The organism is Rhodopseudomonas sp. P2A-2r, from assembly GCF_026015985.1.
Lineage (GTDB): Bacteria > Pseudomonadota > Alphaproteobacteria > Rhizobiales > Xanthobacteraceae > Tardiphaga.
The window spans coordinates 2,488,543-2,507,228 of sequence record NZ_CP110389.1 but is presented as its reverse complement, the minus strand read 5'-3'; the positions used below and the strand labels follow the sequence as shown (position 1 = coordinate 2,507,228).

The 18,686-nt window shown below is 63.3% G+C and carries 15 protein-coding genes and 1 pseudogene; 7 read left to right on the top strand and 9 right to left on the bottom strand.

Annotated features, from left to right (window positions below):
• Nucleotides 1-55 precede the first annotated feature (55 nt).
• Nucleotides 56-518, top strand: a pseudogene (locus ONR75_RS11765) (Lrp/AsnC family transcriptional regulator).
• 28 nt (nucleotides 519-546) lie between these two features.
• Here ONR75_RS11765 and ONR75_RS11760 read toward each other — a convergent pair.
• From ONR75_RS11760 to urtA, 9 genes are all read right to left on the bottom strand, one after another.
• Nucleotides 547-1,500 carry a DMT family transporter gene (locus tag ONR75_RS11760; RefSeq protein WP_413776461.1) on the bottom strand — a complete coding sequence of 318 codons (954 nt, stop codon included), beginning with the start codon at nucleotides 1,498-1,500 and terminating at the stop codon, nucleotides 547-549.
• A 185-nt stretch (nucleotides 1,501-1,685) separates the two neighbouring features.
• Nucleotides 1,686-2,525, bottom strand: a complete 840-nt coding sequence (locus ONR75_RS11755; RefSeq protein WP_265082744.1) for an aldo/keto reductase — start codon at nucleotides 2,523-2,525, stop codon at nucleotides 1,686-1,688.
• Between the two features lie 124 nt (nucleotides 2,526-2,649).
• Complete coding sequence (locus ONR75_RS11750) at nucleotides 2,650-2,991, bottom strand: FmdB family zinc ribbon protein (RefSeq protein WP_265082743.1); 342 nt, start codon at nucleotides 2,989-2,991, stop codon at nucleotides 2,650-2,652.
• A 69-nt stretch (nucleotides 2,992-3,060) separates the two neighbouring features.
• Nucleotides 3,061-4,290 carry a formamidase gene (gene fmdA, locus ONR75_RS11745; RefSeq protein WP_265082742.1) on the bottom strand — a complete coding sequence of 410 codons (1,230 nt, stop codon included), beginning with the start codon at nucleotides 4,288-4,290 and terminating at the stop codon, nucleotides 3,061-3,063.
• Between the two features lie 49 nt (nucleotides 4,291-4,339).
• Complete coding sequence (gene urtE / locus ONR75_RS11740; RefSeq protein WP_265082741.1) at nucleotides 4,340-5,029, bottom strand: urea ABC transporter ATP-binding subunit UrtE; 690 nt, start codon at nucleotides 5,027-5,029, stop codon at nucleotides 4,340-4,342.
• Between the two features lie 200 nt (nucleotides 5,030-5,229).
• The gene (urtD, locus tag ONR75_RS11735; RefSeq protein ID WP_265082740.1) at nucleotides 5,230-5,985 is read right to left on the bottom strand and encodes an urea ABC transporter ATP-binding protein UrtD; all 756 of its coding nucleotides are present in this window, start codon (nucleotides 5,983-5,985) and stop codon (nucleotides 5,230-5,232) included.
• A 10-nt stretch (nucleotides 5,986-5,995) separates the two neighbouring features.
• Complete coding sequence (gene urtC / locus ONR75_RS11730; protein WP_265082739.1) at nucleotides 5,996-7,141, bottom strand: urea ABC transporter permease subunit UrtC; 1,146 nt, start codon at nucleotides 7,139-7,141, stop codon at nucleotides 5,996-5,998.
• Between the two features lie 19 nt (nucleotides 7,142-7,160).
• Nucleotides 7,161-8,087, bottom strand: a complete 927-nt coding sequence (gene urtB / locus ONR75_RS11725) for an urea ABC transporter permease subunit UrtB (protein ID WP_265082738.1) — start codon at nucleotides 8,085-8,087, stop codon at nucleotides 7,161-7,163.
• A gap of 94 nt (nucleotides 8,088-8,181) precedes the next feature.
• Nucleotides 8,182-9,441: an urea ABC transporter substrate-binding protein gene (gene urtA, locus ONR75_RS11720; RefSeq protein ID WP_265082737.1), complete on the bottom strand. Its 1,260-nt coding sequence runs from the start codon at nucleotides 9,439-9,441 to the stop codon at nucleotides 8,182-8,184.
• Nucleotides 9,442-9,600: 159 nt separating this feature from the next.
• On the opposite strand from urtA, the gene ONR75_RS11715 reads away from it, so the two are divergent.
• The 6 genes from ONR75_RS11715 (at nucleotide 9,601) to ONR75_RS11690 (ending at nucleotide 18,577) form a co-directional block, all read left to right on the top strand.
• Complete coding sequence (locus ONR75_RS11715) at nucleotides 9,601-12,969, top strand: ATP-binding protein (RefSeq protein ID WP_265082736.1); 3,369 nt, start codon at nucleotides 9,601-9,603, stop codon at nucleotides 12,967-12,969.
• A complete protein-coding gene (locus tag ONR75_RS11710; RefSeq protein ID WP_265082735.1) occupies nucleotides 12,959-13,888 on the top strand; it encodes a response regulator in 930 nt (309 codons plus the stop codon). The genes ONR75_RS11715 and ONR75_RS11710 overlap by 11 nt, the downstream gene beginning before the upstream one ends.
• A 190-nt stretch (nucleotides 13,889-14,078) precedes the next feature.
• Nucleotides 14,079-15,284, top strand: coding sequence for an ABC transporter substrate-binding protein (locus tag ONR75_RS11705; protein WP_265082734.1), 1,206 nt, complete (start codon nucleotides 14,079-14,081; stop codon nucleotides 15,282-15,284).
• Between the two features lie 6 nt (nucleotides 15,285-15,290).
• Complete coding sequence (locus ONR75_RS11700) at nucleotides 15,291-17,015, top strand: FAD-dependent oxidoreductase (protein ID WP_265082733.1); 1,725 nt, start codon at nucleotides 15,291-15,293, stop codon at nucleotides 17,013-17,015.
• Nucleotides 17,012-17,779, top strand: a complete 768-nt coding sequence (locus tag ONR75_RS11695; RefSeq protein WP_265082732.1) for an SDR family NAD(P)-dependent oxidoreductase — start codon at nucleotides 17,012-17,014, stop codon at nucleotides 17,777-17,779. Before ONR75_RS11700 ends, ONR75_RS11695 begins: the two co-directional genes overlap by 4 nt.
• Before the next feature lie 12 nt (nucleotides 17,780-17,791).
• Complete coding sequence (locus tag ONR75_RS11690) at nucleotides 17,792-18,577, top strand: IclR family transcriptional regulator (RefSeq protein ID WP_265082731.1); 786 nt, start codon at nucleotides 17,792-17,794, stop codon at nucleotides 18,575-18,577.
• Nucleotides 18,578-18,686 lie beyond the last annotated feature (109 nt).

Genomic DNA, 18,686 nt, shown 5'->3' with positions numbered 1-18,686 from the left:
CCGCATTATTGGGATAAAATAGCTGCCTGATCGTCAATTCCGTGGATTCATCCCAATGTCGCACCTCGACGCCATCGACCGCAAAATTCTCGGCGTGCTGCAGACCGACAGCCGCATCACCATGCAGGAGCTCGCCGAACGGGTCGGGCTGTCGGTGTCGCCGTGCCATCGCCGGGTCAAGCTGCTGGAGGAGCGCGGCGTCATCGCCCGCTACATGGCGCTGGTCGACCAGAAGTCGCTCGGCCTGCATGTCAGCGTGTTCATTTCCATCAAGCTTGTCAGGCAGAAGGAGGAAGACCTCGAGCGCTTTGCGAAAGCGATCTCCGGCTGGGAGGAAGTGCTGGAATGCTACCTGATGACCGGCAACCGCGACTACCTGTTGCGCGTGGTCGCCGCCGACCTGTCATCCTATGAGACCTTCCTGAAAACAAAACTGACCCGGCTCGACGGCATCGCCTCGATCGAGATCCAGCTTCGCTCTCAGCCAGGTGAAATATTCCATCGCGCTGCCGGTGTGAACAGCATCGCCGCGGAGGACGATGCGGGTCATGCGCTCGGATAGGGCTCGGCCGGCAGCGCCGGCCGCAACCGGCGCAGGCGCTCGCGATGCGCGGTATAGACGCCGCTGGAGATGATGATCGCCGCTCCCACGAAGGTCCAGACATCAGGCACTTCGCCGAACACGACGAAGCCGAGCAGCGTGACCCAGACCAGCTGGACATAGGAGAACGGCGCCAGCACGGAGGCATCGGCATAACGGAAGGCCAGCACGACGATCCAGTGGCCCAGGGTCGAGGACACGCCAATGCCGACGCCCAGCAGGATCTGCGGCCAGCTCGGCGTGACCCAGTAGAACGGGACGATGACGCTGATCACCAGGAAGCCGGTGACGGCCGAAAAGGCCATGGTCGTGATCGCCCGATCGACGCCGGTGATCTTGCGGGTCAGGACCAGGGCCGCCGCCCAGCCGAGCGCGGAGAGGATCGGAAACACTGCCGCGGGGTGGAAGGCCGATGTCCCGGGCCGCACCACCACCAGCACGCCGATGAGGCCGAGCGTCGTGGCGATCCAGCGCCGCATGCCGACCTTCTCGCGAAGAAACAGAATGGATAGTCCGGTGACGAACACCGGCGCGATGAAGGCCGTCGCTGCGGCTTCGGCGATCGGCAGATAGCTCAGCCCGGTGATGAAGAAGATCGACGAACTCAGCAGCGCCAGCCCGCGCCACACCTGCACCAGCGGCCGGGCCGAACGCATCGGGTTGCCCGCGGATGGCGCCAGAACGATCGGCAGCATGATCAGCACGAACACCAGGAAGCGGATCCAGGTGACCTCCGGCGCCGGCAGGCTGCGTGCAAGATATTTGGCCATCGCATCGGACGCCGCGAGAAACAACGTCGAGGCGATGATCATCGTGATGCCACGGAACGGCCGATCGGTATGACGGTGGAGCGGTGCGGGAGCTCCGACGATCTTCGGCGGCGGAAAATGGCTTGTCACTAGGGGAACCGTTCACGTGGCTGGCAATGAAGCTCACCGCGCACCACGGGAGCCGAATCGAATGCCACCTCACAAAACGACGTTCGCGAACGCGCGACAAGTGACGATAACAGGACTCGGATATGCACGCAGCGGGCGAACGCTGACGATCTTACCTCAAGTGCAGCGCAGCATATCAGATCGCACTACAGCATCGGCAGACTCGCGGGCTCGCGCCCCAGCGGGAACGCCTCGCCGATGACAGCAAGTTCGGCCGCGCTCAACTCCAGCGCGCCGGCAGCCGCATTGTCCTCCGCATGCGCGGCCGACGCCGCCTTGGGAATGGCGAACAACGATGACCGCTGTGTGAGAAAAGCCAGCGCGACCTGATGCGGCGTGGCACCGTGGGCATCACCGATGCGCTGCAGGATCTTGCCGCCGGCGGAACGCGGCGAGGGAAAGTCGTTGTGGCCAAATGGCGAATAGGCCACCACCGCGACGCCATGCTGCTCGCACCACGGGATGACCGCGTGCTCGATGGCGCGTTCCTGCAGGTGATACAGCACCTGATTGCAGGCGATGCTGCCCTTGGCCGCGACCTTGCTCAGCGCATGGAGATCGCCGGCGTCGAAATTGCTGACACCCCAACTGCGGATCTTGCCAGCGCTAACGAGGTCTTCGAGGCCGGCAACGGTTTCCGCGAGGGGGATCTGGCCGCGCCAGTGCAGCAGGTAGCAGTCCAGCCGGTCGGTCCGCAGCCGCTTCAGCGAGCGTTCGCAGGCGGCGACGGTCCCCTGCCGCGAGGCGTTGTTCGGCAGCACCTTGGAGACCAGGAACACCTCGTCGCGCCGGCCGGCGATGGCCTCGCCCACCACCGGCTCGGCGTCGCCATACATCTCCGCAGTGTCGATATGGGTCATGCCAAGGTCGAGGCCACGCTGCAGCGCAGCAATAGCCTCCGACCGATCACCGCGGTCGATGTACCAGGTGCCCTGCCCGATCACCGGCACGGACGGGCCGCTCGCTCCGAATTTGTGCTGCCTCAAGAGTGCCTCTGGTCTGCCGCAACGCCGTCGCAACGCGCCACCGCCCCCACGAGGCAGTGCGCGTGAAGCCATATCTAGCCGATCTGGCGGAAGATGTCGCGCAAACGATTGCCGCGGCCTCGGGTCAGTGGCTGATCATCCACGGCCGCGCCGTCGGGAAGCTCTTGCCGCCGCTTCTGGTCTTGGCGACCAGCCGTGACGGCTTCTTGCCGGAGCAGCAGCCGCAGCCCGGCGCGTGCGATGCCTTGTATTCGGCGACGGTCTTCGGCGCGTGGGAGCTGCGCTCGTTGGTGGCGTGCGCCTTGCGCTGAGCCGAGGGCATGCAGAAAAATGCCGGCGCGGTGAGGATCACCCGCGGTGCCGTAGCAGCGCATTGCGGGCAGTCATGCGGCTCATCGCATTCAGCCATCGGCCGCATCTCGGTGAAGGGACCGCAGTCGTCGCAGAGATATTCATAGACCGGCATTTCATTCTTCCTCGCTGGTCATTCCGGGACGCGGTCGTACGAATGCGACCGCGCCCGGAACGACGTCGTTTATTTGTCCTGCGACAGCGGCATCTGGATCGAGCCGTCGATGTGCTTGATCGGGCCCAGCGACGACGGATTGATATCGAAGTCGAAGATCTCCGTCGGCAGCCACAGCGTGGCGCAGGCATTGGGCACGTCGACAACGCCGGAGATGTGGCCCTGGCACGGCGCTGTGCCGAGGATCGAATAGGCCTGGGCGCCGGAATAGCCGAACTTCTTCAGATACTCGATCGCATTCAGGCACGCCTGACGATAGGCGATGTGGACGTCGAGGTAATGCTGCTTGCCGGCCTCATCGACCGAGATGCCTTCGAAGATCAGGAAGTCCTTGTAGTTCGGCGTCATCGGCGACGGCTTGAAAACCGGATTCTTGATGCCGTATTTCGCCACACCGTCCTTGATGACCTCGACCTTGATATGCAGCCAGCCCGCCATCTCGATGGCGCCGCAGAAGGTGATTTCGCCATCGCCCTGCGAGAAGTGCAGATCGCCCATCGAGAGACCGCCGCCCGGTACATAGACCGGGAAGTACACTTTCGAGCCGCGCGACAGATCCTTGATGTCGCAATTGCCGCCGTGTTCGCGCGGCGGTACGGTGCGCGCGCCTTCGGCCGCGGCCTTGTCGCGGGCTTCGCCCTTGAGCCGGCCCATATGGGCGGTCGGGCCGAACGGCGGATTGGCGAGGCCTGGAACGCGGGTCGGGTTGGTGTCGATCAGCGCCTGTTCGCGTGTATTCCAAGTCGACAGCAGTTTCGGATCTGGCAGACAGCCGATCAGGCCGGGGTGGATTAACCCTGCAAAGTTCACGCCCGGGATGTGCCGGGACGACGTGAACATGCCCTTGAAGTCCCAGATCGACTTCTGCGCCAGCGGGAAATGGTCGGTGAGAAAGCCGCCGCCATTCTGCTTGGAGAAGAAGCCGTTGAAGCCCCATTGCGAGTCCTTCATCGGACCGACATCGAGCAGATCGACGACCAGGAGATCGCCCGGCTCAGCGCCCTTGACGCCGATCGGGCCGGACAGGAAGTGCACGATCGACAGATCGATATCGCGCACGTCGTCTGCGGAATCGTTGTTCTTGATGAAGCCGCCGGTCCAGTCATAGGTCTCGACAATGAAATCATCGCCAGGATTGACCCACGCCACCATGGGCACGTCGGGATGCCAGCGGTTGTGGATCATGTCGTTGTCATAGGCCGACTGCGTCAAATCGACCTTGATGATGGTCTCTGGCATCGATAGCTCCCCTTCGGTTACACGGCTTGGCGAATAGGCTGGCGAATAATTAAACGGACAGGTATTTGGCGATCTGCGCGGCATCGATCCCCTCGCGTGCCTCATCGCGGACGATCTCGCCGTTCTCGATCACCAGCACGCGGTCGGCGACGTCGAGCGCGAAACTCAGCACCTGTTCGGACACGATGATCGACAGGCCCTTGGTGTCGCGGATGCGCTTCAGCGTCCGCGCCATCTCCTTGATGATCGACGGCTGGATGCCTTCGGTGGGCTCATCGAGCAGCAGCACCTTCGGCTTGGTGGCGAGCGCACGCGCAATGGCGAGCTGCTGTTGCTGTCCGCCGGACAGGTTGCCGCCGCGGCGGCCCTTCATTTCCAGCAGCACCGGAAATAGCTCATAAAGATCGGCCGGCACGTCCTTTTCGCCGGAGGCGACGAGGCCGGTCTCGATATTCTCCTTGACCGTCATATGCGAGAAGATCATGCGGCCCTGCGGCACGTAGGCTAGTCCTTTGTAGACCCGCTCATAGCTCTTCAACCCGCTGAGTTCGGCGCCCTCCATCTTTACCGAACCGCTTCTGGTCGGCACGATGCCCATCAGCGACTTCATCAGCGTGGTCTTGCCCATGCCGTTCCGGCCCATGATCGCGACGATCTCGTTGGGCTGCACAGCGATGTTGAGCCCGTGCAGCACCTCGCTCTGGCCGTAGGCGACGTGGAGATCGTTAATCGCAAGCATGATGGCCTCCAAAGTATCCAACGGCGCCGTAAGCTCCCTCTCCCCGCTTGCGGGGAGAGGGTTGGGGTGAGGGGCAGCCAGAGAGACTCTCGGACTCCCCTCACCCGGATCGCGCGCGGTGCGCGCGCGATCCGACCTCTCCCCGCAAGCGGGGAGAGGTGAAACCGCGCTTGTCGCAAGTTCAAACCGCATCATCATCCTCAATGCCCCAGATAAACTTCGATGACCTTCGGGTCGTTCTTGACCTTCTCCATCGAGCCTTCCGACAGTATCTGGCCCTGGTGCAGGACTGTGACCTTGTGGGCGATGTCCTCGACGAACTTCATATCGTGCTCGATCACCAGAACCGACCGGTTCTTGATGATTGTGTTGAGCAATTCGGCGGTCTTGATGCGCTCGCTGACGCTCATGCCGGCGACCGGTTCGTCGAGCATCAGGAGGTCCGGGTCCTGGATCAGCAGCATGCCGATCTCCAGCCACTGCTTCTGGCCGTGGCTGAGCAATTCGGCCGACATGTTGAGGCGATCCTTGAGAAAGATCATCTCGGCGACTTCCTCGACCCGGTCGCGCACCACCGCGTCACGCTTGAAGGTCAGCGCGCCGAACACGCTGCGGCCGCGCGGGAAGGAAATCTCCAGATTCTCGAACACGGTGAGATCGTCATAAATCGACGGCGTCTGGAATTTACGGCCGACACCGGCCTGGACGATCTGGTTCTCCTTCATCTTCGTGAGGTCCTTGTCACGAAAATGGATGGCGCCCGACGTGGCCTTGGTCTTGCCGCAGATCAGATCGAGCACCGTGGTCTTGCCGGCGCCGTTGGGCCCGATGATGACGCGGATCTCGTTCTCCTCGACGTAGAAGGAGAGGTCGTTGACGGCCTTGAAGCCATCGAATGACACAGTCAGTCCCTCCACCGCGAGCAGGAAATCCTTGGGCTGGTGACCGATCAGCATGTTCGTCTCCTCACTCTGCCGGGGCGCCATCGGCGACCGAGGTATCGGTCCAGCCGTTCTTCTTCGAATCCTTCCTGCGCAGCAGCCGGTCGATGCGCGGCTGCACGTAATCGCTCCAGATCCCGGCAAGCCCGTTCGGGAATGCCAGCACCACCGCGATGAACAGGCCGCCGAGCCCGAACAGCCAGAGTTCGGGAAAGGATTCCGAGAAGCTGGTCTTGGCGAAGTTGACCAGTAGCGTGCCGTAGACCGCGCCGAGGATCGACAGCCGGCCGCCGACCGCCGTGTAAATCACCATCTCGATGGACGGCACGATGCCGACGAAGGACGGCGACATGAAGCCGACCTGCAACGCGAACATGGCGCCGCCGATCGCCGCAAAGATTGCAGCGACGCAGAAGGCGAATATCTTGAAGTTGGCGACGCTGTAGCCGGAGAACCTCACGCGGTCCTCCTTGTCGCGCATCGCCACCAGGATGCGGCCGAGCTTGGAGCGACGGATGAACTGGGCGACGAAGATGCAGCCGAACAGGCAGGCAACCTCGAAGAAATACAGCACGATCTTAGCGTGGTCCGGACGGATGTCCCAGCCTTTCAGGGTGCGCAGGTCGGTCATGCCGTTGATGCCGCCGGTGTAGCCCTGCTGGCCGACGATCAGGATGGTGAGGATCGCCGCCACCGCCTGGGTGATGATGGCGAAATAGGTGCCGCCGACGCGGCGCTTGAACATGGCGGCGCCGATGACGAAGGCGAAGAATGCCGGCACCACGATGATGGCGATCACGGTAAAGGTCAGGCTGTGGAACGGCTTCCAGAAGAACGGCAGTTCGGTGATCTGATTCCAGTCCATGAAATCCGGAATACCGGGCGTCGACTGGATCTTGGTGTTTTCCGGGCTGGACGCTTCAAGCTTGAGAAACATCGCCATGCAGTAGCCGCCGAGGCCGAAGAACACGCCCTGGCCGAGGCTGAGAATGCCGCCATAGCCCCAGCAGATCACCAGCCCGACCGCCACGAACGCATATGTGAGGTACTTCGCAACCAGGTTGAGACGGAACACGTCGAGCGTCAGCGGCAGGATCACCACCAGCAGGACTGCGAGCGCGAGGATGCCGAGAAGTTCCGGCCGATTGACGAGACGCGCATTGTCGGACATTGGCTTCAGCCCTTTATGGTTACTTGCGGACCTTGAGAGCAAACAGGCCCTGCGGGCGCAGCATCAGGATTCCGACGACGGCCAGCAGGGTCAGCACCTTGGCCATCGAACCGGACATGAAGAATTCCATGGTCGATTGCGCCTGCGAGATGGTGAAGGCGGAGGCGATGGTGCCGACCAGGCTGGCGGCGCCGCCGAACACCACGACGAGGAAGGTGTCGACGATGTAGAGCTGACCGGAGGTCGGCCCGGTCGAGCCGATCATGGTGAAGGCCGATCCGGCGATGCCGGCAATGCCGCAACCCAGGCCAAACGTGTAGCAGTCGACACGCTCGGTATTGATACCGACGGCGCCGGCCATCACGCGGTTCTGCACGACAGCGCGGACCTGGCGGCCCCAGCGCGACTTGTACATGATCCAGGCGACCGCCATGGTGATCAGCAGCGTCAGCCCCATCACGAAGATGCCATTGATCGGCACTTCGATGGTGTCGGTCACGCGCTGCGAGCCCATCATCCACTGCGGCAGTTCGACGCCGACTTCGCGAGCCCCGAAGATCGAACGATAGGCCTGCTGCAGGATCAGGCTGAGGCCCCAGGTGGCCAGCAGCGTATCCAGCGGGCGCTTGTAGAGATGCCGGATCAGCGCCCATTCCACCAGCATGCCCAGCGCCCCGGAGGCGATGAAGGCCAGGATCATGGCGACGAAGAAGTAGCCGGAGAACAGCGACGGCAAAAACGTCTGAAAGAAGTTCGAAGTCATCCAGGTGACGTAGGCACCGAGGATCATGAATTCGCCGTGCGCCATGTTGATGACGCCCATCTGGCCGAAAATGATCGCGAGGCCGAGCGCCATCAGCACATAGACCGAGAACAGGATCAGCCCGGCAAAACCCTGCATCGCGAAAATGGCGCCGAGATCGCCAATCGAATACTCGCCGAACATGGATCCGTCCTCCGTGGGAAGGGTCCCCGCGTCGCAAGCGACGCGGGGTCGTTTTTCGCGGATAGGTCGTCCGCGTCTGGGAGAAGTGAGGCTCTTACTGGTAGCCCTTGGGGAACGGATCCGGCTCGACCAGGTCGGCGGTCTCGTAGACCACGTCGAACTGGCCATCGAGACGCGCCTTGCCGACGCGGGTCTTGGACCACAGGTGATGGTTCTCGTGGATCCGCACATAGCCTTCCGGCGCGCCCTTGAACTCGATGCCGGGCGACGCCGCTGCGACCTTGTCGATGTCGAAGGAGCCGGCCTTCTCGACGGTGAGCTTCCACAGCCACGGTCCCAGATACGCAGCCTGGGTGACGTCGCCGATCACGGTCTTTTCGCCCCACATCTTGTGGAAGGCCGGGACGAATTTGGCGTTGTTGTCGTTCTTCAGCGACTGGAAGTACTTCATGCAGGCATAGGCGCCCGCGATGTTCTCGCCGCCGATACCGTCGATTTCGTCCTCGGTGACCGAGATGGTCAGCAGCGTCTGCTTGTTGAGATCGATGCCGGCGGCCTTGAGCTGTTTGTAGAAGGCGACGTTGGAGCCGCCGACCACGTCGGTGAAGATCACGTCCGGCTTGGTCAGCTTGATCTTGTTGATGACCGAATTGAACTGGGTGTGACCGAGCGGGAAATACTCTTCGCCCACGACCTTGAGCTTGAGCATGTTCTCGATGTGCTTGCGCGCGATCTTGTTCGAGGTGCGCGGCCAGATGTAATCGGAGCCGATGAAGTAGAACGACTTGGCGCCCTTCTCCTTGGTGATCCAGTTGATGCCGGCGAGGATCTGCTGGGTGGCTTCCTGGCCGGTGTAGATCACGTTCTTGGACTGCTCCAGACCTTCGTAGAAGGTCGGGTAATACAGCATGCCGTTATACTGCTCCATGACCGGCAGCACGGCCTTGCGCGACGCCGAGGTCCAGCAGCCCATGATGGCGGCGACCTTGTCGTTGACCAGCAGCTTCTTGGCCTTTTCGGCGAAAGTCGGCCAGTCCGAGGCGCCGTCTTCCTGGATGAACTTGATCTTGCGACCGAGCACGCCACCCATGGCGTTGATCTGTTCGATGGCCAGCTTCTCGGCCTCGATCGAGCCGGTTTCCGAGATCGCCATGGTGCCGGTCGCGGAATGCAGGATGCCGACGGTGACTTCCGTATCGGTCACCGCCAGGCCGGTGGTGTTGACCGCCGAAGTCGCAGGCGACTGCGCAAAAGATGGGCGCGGAAGCATCGTCAATGCGGGCAGCGCCGCCATGCCCATCAGCAATTTTCGCCGCAACGGCGAATGTAGGCCCGGTTTCTTCTCGTCTGACATGTCAACCCCACCTGTTTCGAGGACGCCTATTGGTAAGGCAAGCATGGGTGAAGTTGTGCGATGCACAGATACGTGAGAACGCGTATACTGCACCGCAAAATGGCGACGTAGGTTTTTGCCAAGGCGCAACTGCGTAGCGTGACTGGTCAGGAGCGGAATGTGGCAGGGCGACAGCGGATCGACCGCGTCAGGCGCCAGTACAATCAATGGGTCGCCAACCAGACTCTTGAGGATTACGCGCTGCGGTTCACCGCAAAGAGCGCGCGCCGCTGGTCATCGACCCGGGTCGCCAATACCGCGCTCGGCGCCATCTCATTCCTGGCGCTGGAAGCCATCGGCGGCACCATCACCATCAACTACGGCGTCACCAATGCCACCGCAGCGATCCTGGTGGTCAGCCTGATTATCTTCTGCTGCGGCCTGCCCATCGCGTACCAGGCGGCGAAATGCGGCATCGACATCGATCTGCTGACCCGCGGCGCGGGCTTCGGCTATATCGGCTCGACCATCACCTCGCTGATCTACGCCTCCTTCACGTTCATCTTCTTCGCCATCGAGGCCGTCATCATGGCGACCGCGTTGGAGATGTGCTTCGACATCCCGCGCCCGATCGGCTACCTGATTTCCGCAGTGGTGATCATCCCGGTGGTGATCTACGGCATCACGCTGATCAGCCGTTTCCAGCTGTGGACCCAGCCGCTGTGGTTCATCCTCAATATCCTGCCCTTCGCGGCGATAGCCTGGAGCAGCCGCGACTCCTTCGTCGAATGGACCAAGTTTCCCGGCGAACACGGCGACCCCGCGGGGCATCTCGATCTGCTGCTGTTCGGCACCGCCGCCTCGGTGGTGTTCTCGCTGGTCGCCCAGATCGGCGAGCAGGTCGATTTCCTGCGCTTCCTGCCGCGCGAGCGCCGCAGCGCCAAGGCTTCGTGGTGGGTGGCGATGCTGTGCGCCGGCCCCGGCTGGATCGTGGTCGGCGCGCTGAAGCTGCTGGCCGGTTCGTTCCTGGCCTATTTCGCGCTCAGCCACGGCGTCACCGCCGAACATGCCGCAGAACCCGCGCATATGTACCTGCAGGCCTTCCGCTATGTGCTGTCGCAGCCGGACCTGGCGCTGGCACTGACCGGGACCTTCGTGATCCTGTCGCAGATCAAGATCAACGTCACCAACGCCTATGCCGGCTCGATCGCCTGGTCGAACTTCTTCTCCCGCCTCACCCACAGCCATCCCGGCCGCGTGGTCTGGCTGGTGTTCAACGTGCTTGTGGCGCTGCTGCTGATGGAGATCGGCGTCTACAAGGCGCTCGAACAGACGCTGGCGCTGTATTCCAACGTCGCCATCGCCTGGGTCGGCGCGCTGGTCGCGGACCTCGTGATCAACAAGCCGCTCCGGCTCCGTCCGCAGCACATGGAATTCAAACGCGCGCATCTCTACGACATCAACCCGGTCGGCGTCGGCGCCATGCTGGTCGCCACCGTGGTCTCGATCAGCGCTTTCTACGGCCTGTTCGGCTCTACCGCGAAGGCGCTGTCGCCGTTCGTCGCGCTGGTCACGGCTTTGGTAACCGCCCCCGTCATCGCCTGGGCCACAGACGGCAAATACTACATCGCGCGAAAGCCGAAGCGCGCCTGGCAGAACCTGCCGGTGATTCCCTGCTGTATCTGCGAGCATTCGTTCGAACCCGAGGACATGGCGCATTGCCCAGCCTACGCAGGCCCGATCTGCTCGCTGTGCTGTTCGCTGGATGCCCGCTGCCATGACCTCTGCAAGCCACATGCGCGGATCCAGGCGCAGGTCTCGGTGGCATTGGGAAAATTGCTGCCGGAGCCGATCTATGCGCGGATCAACTCGCAGCTCGGCCATTACCTCGGCGTATTCGCCCTGTCGGCCGGACTGGTCGCGCTGACGCTGGCGCTGATCTACCTGCAGACTTCGGCGTCGGCACACGCCGATAACCTGCAGATCTCCGATGTGCTGTGGAAAGTGTTCTTTGCGCTGACCATCATCATCGGCGTGGTCGCCTGGCTGTTCGTGCTGGCGCAACAGAGCCGCCGCGCCGCCGAGGCCGAGACGCTGCGCCAGACCACATTGCTGATGCAGGAAATCGATGCCCATAAGCGCACCGACGCCGAGTTGCAGCGCGCCAAGGAAGTGGCGGAATCCGCCAACCTGGCGAAAAGCCGCTACGTCGTCGGCCTCAGCCACGAACTGCGCTCGCCCCTCAACGCCATCAGCGGCTACGCGCAGTTGCTGGAGCAGGACGCCAGCCTGCTGGACAAGCCGCGCGACCAGGTCCGGGTCGTCAAGCGCAGCGCCGACCATCTGTCGGGGCTTATCGACGGCATTCTGGATATCTCCAAGATCGAAGCCGGTCGGCTGTATCTGTCGCGCGACGAGGTCCGCCTCACCGATTTTCTCGATCAGCTGGTCGGCATGTTCCGCCTGCAGGCCACGGCGAAGGGCATCGATTTCGTGTTCCGGCGGCCGGGCGTATTGCCGCTAGTGGTCTATGCCGATGAGAAGCGCCTGCGCCAGATCCTGATCAATCTCCTGTCCAACGCCATCAAGTTCACGCAAGCCGGCAGCGTCCAGTTCGTCATCCACTATCGCAGCCCGGTCGCCGAGTTCGAGGTGATCGACACCGGTCCGGGCATCCGCGCCGACGACCTGGAGCGCATCTTTGCGCCGTTCGAGCGCGGCGCGCTGGGCGTGTCGCAACCGCACACCGGCACCGGTCTCGGGCTGACCATCAGCAAGCTCCTGGCCGGCGTGATGGGCGGCGACATCCGCGTAACCAGCATGGTGGGCGCCGGCAGCACCTTCCGGGTCAAGATGCTGCTGTCGGAAGTCACCAACCCGACCCGGATTGCACCGGTGGATGCGCCGATCTTCGGCTATCACGGCCCGCGCAAGACGATCCTGATCACCGACGACGATCCGACCCAGCGCGACCTGGTGCGCGAAGTGCTGACGCCGCTGGGCTTCATTCTCCTCAGTGCGCCTGACGGCCCCGCCTGCCTCAATCTGGCGCAGCATTGCCGGCCCGACCTGTTCCTGCTCGACATTTCCATGGCCGGCATGGACGGCTGGACTGTAGCGGAAACCCTGCGCGCGACCGGTCACCACCAGGCGCGCATCCTGATGGTCTCGGCCAGCGCGCTGGAGGCGCACGGTGCGCCGCTGGCGCAGCCATTTCACGACGGCTACCTGATGAAGCCGATCGATATCCCCCGCCTGCTCGAACTGATCGGACAACTCCTGAAAATCGAATGGCAATACGAGCGCGGCCAGCTTCCGGTCGCGCCCTGGAAACCGAGCGGCCCACGCCCCGCCGTCAGGCATGTGGAAGAGCTCATGAGCCTCGGCCAGATGGGCTACATCCGCGCCATCCAGCTGAAGCTCGACGAGATCGACAGCGATCATCCCGAGCAGGCCGACTTCGTGGCGCAGATGCGCTCGCTGGTCGACCGCTTCGATCTCGACCAGTACATGGCCACGCTGAAGACGTTGCACAGCCATGAACATTGATCCGAAAAAGCGCGACATCGCGCTCGTCGTGGACGATTCCCCGGAGACCCTGCGGCTCCTCACCGACGCGCTGGACGGCGCCGGCATGACCGTGATGGTGGCTATGGACGGCGCCGCAGCGATGCGCATCGTCGAACAGATTACCCCGGACATCATCCTGCTCGACGCCGTGATGCCCGGCATGGACGGCTTCGAGACCTGCCGCCGCCTGAAGCGCGACGCCGGGATCAGCGACGTGCCGGTGATCTTCATGACCGGGCTTGCCGAGACCGAACACATCGTGCGCGGCCTTGAAGTCGGCGGCGTCGACTACGTGACCAAGCCGATCGTGATCGAGGAAATGATCGCGCGGATCCGCGTCCATCTTGCCAATGCGCGGCTGACCCAGAGCGCGCGCACGGCGCTCGACGTCTCCGGTCGCTTCCTGCTGGCGGTCGATGGCGATGGCAGCATTCTGTGGGCAACCCCGCAGGCGCAAAAGCTGCTGGCCGATAATCTCGCCGCTGGCGTCGACGACGATCTGGTATTGCCGCCGCCCTTGCTGCAGTGGCTCCGCCAGGCACAAAGCGGCGTATCCGGTTCGAAGGCGGGGACTTCGGCGTCCTTTCCTCATAACGATCAGTTGCGGCTGCAATATATGGGCAAGGTCGGCCCCAACGAATTCCTGCTGCGCCTCGCAAAGGAATCCACCGCCAGTGTGCCGGCGGAGTTCAGCAAGGAGCTCGGCCTCACCAGTCGCGAGGGCGAGGTGCTGACCTGGCTCAGCAAGGGCAAGAGCAACCGCGACATCGCGCAGATCCTCGGTCTCAGCCCACGCACCGTGGACAAGCACCTGGAGCAGATCTACGCCAAGCTCGGCGTCGAGAACCGCACCGCGGCTGCGGCGATCGCGGTGAATGCGAGTCATAAGCGGCAATAGCGGTACAAGCCGCGCCAAACTATCTGCATTCCTCGTCGGCTGAACATCGCACTGCACGCGAGACGCTATCGCGTTGCCGCAAGCACGCCCTGTCATAATTCGCTATTGACAAACTCTTTCGCTAATAACTAATTCGCTGGCGACGATCGAATGAAGGCCTGGCAAAAGGCCGCATTGGGGAGAGAGACATATGAAACGCCAGTTGCTGGTGTGCGCAGCCGTGCTCACGCTTTGGACATCCGCCGCTTCCGCACAGATTTCCGACGACGTGGTCCGCATCGGCGTGCTCACGGACCTCTCGAGCTGGGGACGCGACAACAGCGGTCCCGGTTCGGTCGAAGCCGCGAAAATGGCGGTTGAGGAATTCGGGCCCACCGTTCTCGGCAAGCCGATCGAGATCGTCAGCGCCGACCACCAGATGAAGTCGGATGTCGGCGTCCAGATCGCGCGCAACTGGTTCGACGCAGGCAAGGTCGATGCCATCGCCGATATTCCGAACTCGGCGATTGCCATCGCCGTTCACAATCTCGCCCGTGAGCGCAACAGGATTGCGCTACTGTCGGGTCCGGGTGCCAGCTCGATCACCGACGAGCTGTGCAGCCCGAACACTGTACAGTTCACCTACGATACCTATGCGCTGTCGAAGGTCACCGCTTCGGCTGTGATCGCCGAGGGCGGCAAATCATGGTTTTTCATTACGGCTGACTATGCCTTCGGCAACCAGCTCGAACAGGACGCCACGCGCTTCATCAAGGCAGGCGGCGGCACGGTGCTCGGCAGCGTGCGCCACCCAACCAATACCGCCGACTTTTCCTCCTTCGCGCTGCAGGCTCAGAGCTCGAAAGCCGAAGTTGTGGCCTTCGCCAATGCTGGCCAGGACACCGATAATTCGATCAAGCAGTCTGGTGAATTCGGTCTTGGCAAAGGCGGCCAGAAACTGGTTGGCCTGCTGATGTTCGACACCGACGTTCACGCCATCGGGCTTGAAGCCGCGCAAGGCACCTATCTCACCACAGCGTCGTACTGGAACATGAACGACAAGACGCGGGCTTGGTCGAAGAAGTTCTTTGCCCGGACCAACGTGATGCCGACCATGATTCAGACCGGCGTCTACGGCTCCGTGCTGCACTACCTGAAGGCCATCAAGGCGGCTGGCACCGACGATCCCGCCAAGGTAATGGCGGCAATGCGCGCAATTCCGATCGAAGACACCTTCGTACACGGCGGCAAGCTGCGCGAGGACGGCCGCGTCATCCGCGACATGTATCTGGCCCGGGTCAAGAAGCCGTCGGAGTCGAAGGAGCCCTGGGACTACCTCGATATCGTCAAGACCGTCAAAGGCGAGGACGCCTTCCGACCGGTCTCCGAATCGAAGTGCCCGCTGCTGAAAAAGTAGGACGACATGACCGATCCCCAAACCGCCATCGAGACCTACGAATGCGACGTGCTCGTCGCCGGCTCCGGCGCCTCCGGCATGTCGGCGGCGATCACCGCGAAGCACGGCGGTCTCGATGTCCTCATCGTCGAGAAGGAAGCGCGGTTTGGCGGCACCACCGCGCGCTCCGGCGGCTGGCTATGGATTCCCGGCACGTCGCTGGCGCGCGCCTGGGGCATCGTCGAGGAGCCGGACGAGGCGCGCACCTATCTGCGTCACGAAGCCGGCAACAGCTTTGATGCCGCGCGCGTCGATGCGTTTCTCGAAGCCGGGCCGGAGGCGGTCGATTTCTTCACCACCAAGACTGCGGTGCGCTTCGACATGCCGCTGACTTTTCCCGATTACGACGCCGAAGCACCCGGCGGCAAGCAGGGCGGGCGTTCGATGGTCGCGCGACCGTTCGACGGGCGCGAGCTCGGCGACCACATCAAGGATATCGGCGCGCCATTGCCTGAGCTGACGGTGTTCGGGATCATGCTGGGTTCCGGCAAGGACATCATCCACTTCATGCGTGCAACGCGGTCGCTGACCTCCGCCGTCTATGTCGCCAAACGATTGACTCGCCATCTCATGAACGTGCTGCGCTATGGCCGCGGCATGACCTTGACAAACGGCAACGCCCTCGCCGGCCGGCTGGCAAAATCGGCCTTCGATCTGAAGATTCCCCTGTGGCTGTCGTCGCCCGTGCGCGAGCTGATCATGCAGAATGGCGCGGTCCGCGGCGCCGTGATCGAACGCAACGGCAGGCGCATGCGCATCGTCGCACGACGTGGTGTGGTTCTGGCCTGCGGCGGCTTCCCTCACGACATCGAGCGGCGCAAGGCCATGTTTCCGCACGCCCCGTCAGGTTACGAGCACACCTCGCCGGGACCGACCGGCAATACTGGGGATGGCCTGCGTCTGGCGGAATCCGCAGGCGGGCGCGTCGAAGACAGCCTGCCCAATGCAGCCGCGTGGGTTCCGGTATCCGTCACGACCCGCAGGGACGGCAGCAAAGGCGTGATGCCGCACTTCATCGATCGCGCCAAGCCGGGCGTGATCGCCGTGATGCGCGATGGCAACCGCTTCGCCAACGAGGGTAATTCCTACCACGACTTCGTGCAGAAGATGATGAAGGCGGCAAAGCCCGGCGAAGAGATCGCGGCCTATCTGGTCTGCGACCATCGGGCACTGCGTCGCTATGGCCTTGGCTGCATCCCGCCGTTTCCAATGCCGATCGGCGACTATCTGCGATCCGGCTATCTGCTGAAGGGTGCCACGCTGCAGGAGCTGGCGGCTACGGCAGGCATCGATGTCGATGCGTTCGTAACGACTGTGACGAGGTTCAATGCGGCAGCAGCCGAAGGGCGCGATCCGGCCTTCGGCAAGGGCTCGCGTGCCTACAACCGTTACCAAGGCGACGCCGAGCAAGGCCCGAATCCCTGCGTCGCGCCGCTGGCGCAAGCGCCATTTTATGCCATCAAGATGGTGATCGGCGACCTCGGGACCTATGCGGGCGTCAAAACCGACGCCCATGCCCGCGCGCTCGATGCCGACGGCCAAGTGATCAGCGGGCTGTATGCGGCGGGAAACGACATGACGAGCATTATGGGCGGCAATTATCCTGGCGCCGGGATCACGCTCGGCCCCGCGCTCACTTTCGGCTATATCGCCGGCCGCCACCTCGCCGGCACCCCCGCGGTGGCCGCATGATCACCTTCGCACCGGATCTGCTGAAAGGTCAGCTCGCGCTCGTCACTGGAGCCGGCGCCGGCAACGGCCGCGCCATTGCCATCGGCCTCGCCGCACATGGCGCCGACGTTGTGGTAACCGATATAGATGGCGACGCCGCAGCACGTACCGCGAGCGAGGTCGCCGCAACGGGTCGGCGGTCATGGGACCATCGCTTCGATGTGACCGACGTCGACGCGTGCCGGCAGCTGGCGGAAACGATCCGGCAGAGCGCCGGCGAGGTTTCGATCCTGGTCAACAATGCCGGCATCATCATTCGCGAAGGCATCGACTCGCCACGCGCGCCAGAAAACTGGCGCCGCGTGCTCGACGTCAATCTGAATGGCGTGTTCAACGTCACCCACGCGTTCCTGCCGGCACTGCGCGCAACCCAGGGCACGGTGATCAATCTGGGGTCGATCGCGTCGTTCGTCGGCGTCGCGGACACCCTGGGCTATTCGCCGTCCAAGGGCGGCGTCAAATTGCTGACCCAGGCCCTGGCGCGCGAACTGGCTCGCGACGGCATTCGCGTTAATGCCATCGCGCCCGGCGTGATCGAGACCGCCATGACGGAAGGCACGCGCAACGATCCGGCGCGGCTGGCCGGTTTTCTCGGGCGTACGCCGCTTGGCCGCGTCGGCCAGCCGGACGAATTGGTCGGCCCTGTGGTGTTCCTCGCCTCCAAGATGGCGTCGTACATCAGCGGCGCAATCTTGCCGGTGGATGGCGGCTTCCTGGCCGTGTAGGCTGCAGCGGAAATGGGCAAAGACAGTCGCGGCATCCAATCGATCGAAGTCGGCGGCGAGTTGCTGCAGGCGCTCACCCGTAGCGGCGAACCGATGATGCTCCGCGATCTCGCCCGCGAGGCGGGCATGTCGCCGGCCAAGGCGCATCCCTATCTTGTCAGCTTCTCGCGCATCGGACTGATCGAACAGGACCCGGCAAGCGGCCGTTACGAGTTCGGCGCCCTGGCGCTCGAACTCGGTATCGTCACCTTGCGGCGCCTCTCCGCGGTCCGGGTGGCCACGCCGGCAATCACAGCGCTCGCCGGCAAGATCGACCACGCCGTGTCGCTGGCGATCTGGGGCACTCACGGCCCGACCGTGGTCCGGCTGGAGGAGCCCAGCCATCCCGTTCATATCGCCATGCGGGTCGGATCGACGGTGTCGCTTCTGGAAACCGCCACCGGCCGCGTCTTCGCAGCGTTCATGCCACAAGCGACGATCGCCGCCGCGCTTGCCGAAAATCTCGACCGGCTGTCCATCGGCTATGACCCGAACCGGACCGTCAAAGGGCCGGCCGTCGAGAAGGCCCTCGCCGATGTGCGTACGCGCGGGCTGGCGCGCGCGGTCGGCGAGCCCTTGCGCGGCGTCAATGCGTTCGCCGCGCCGGTGTTCGATCACAGCGGCGCCGTGGTACTGTCGGTAACGGCGATGGGCGCAGTCGGCACCTTCGATGTAGGCTGGAGCAGCCCCGTGGCCGAAGCGCTGTTGGCCTGCACGGATGAGATCTCTCATCGCCTCGGGCATGCTGTGCACGAATAGGCGCAAGCCGAGGCCAGCAGCAATCTCAGTGAACACGAGCCGCCGCAAATGTTCTTGTGTGCTCGTCTCCGCGAAGGCAGGACCTGCGTTCTTGCCTTCGGAGACGACT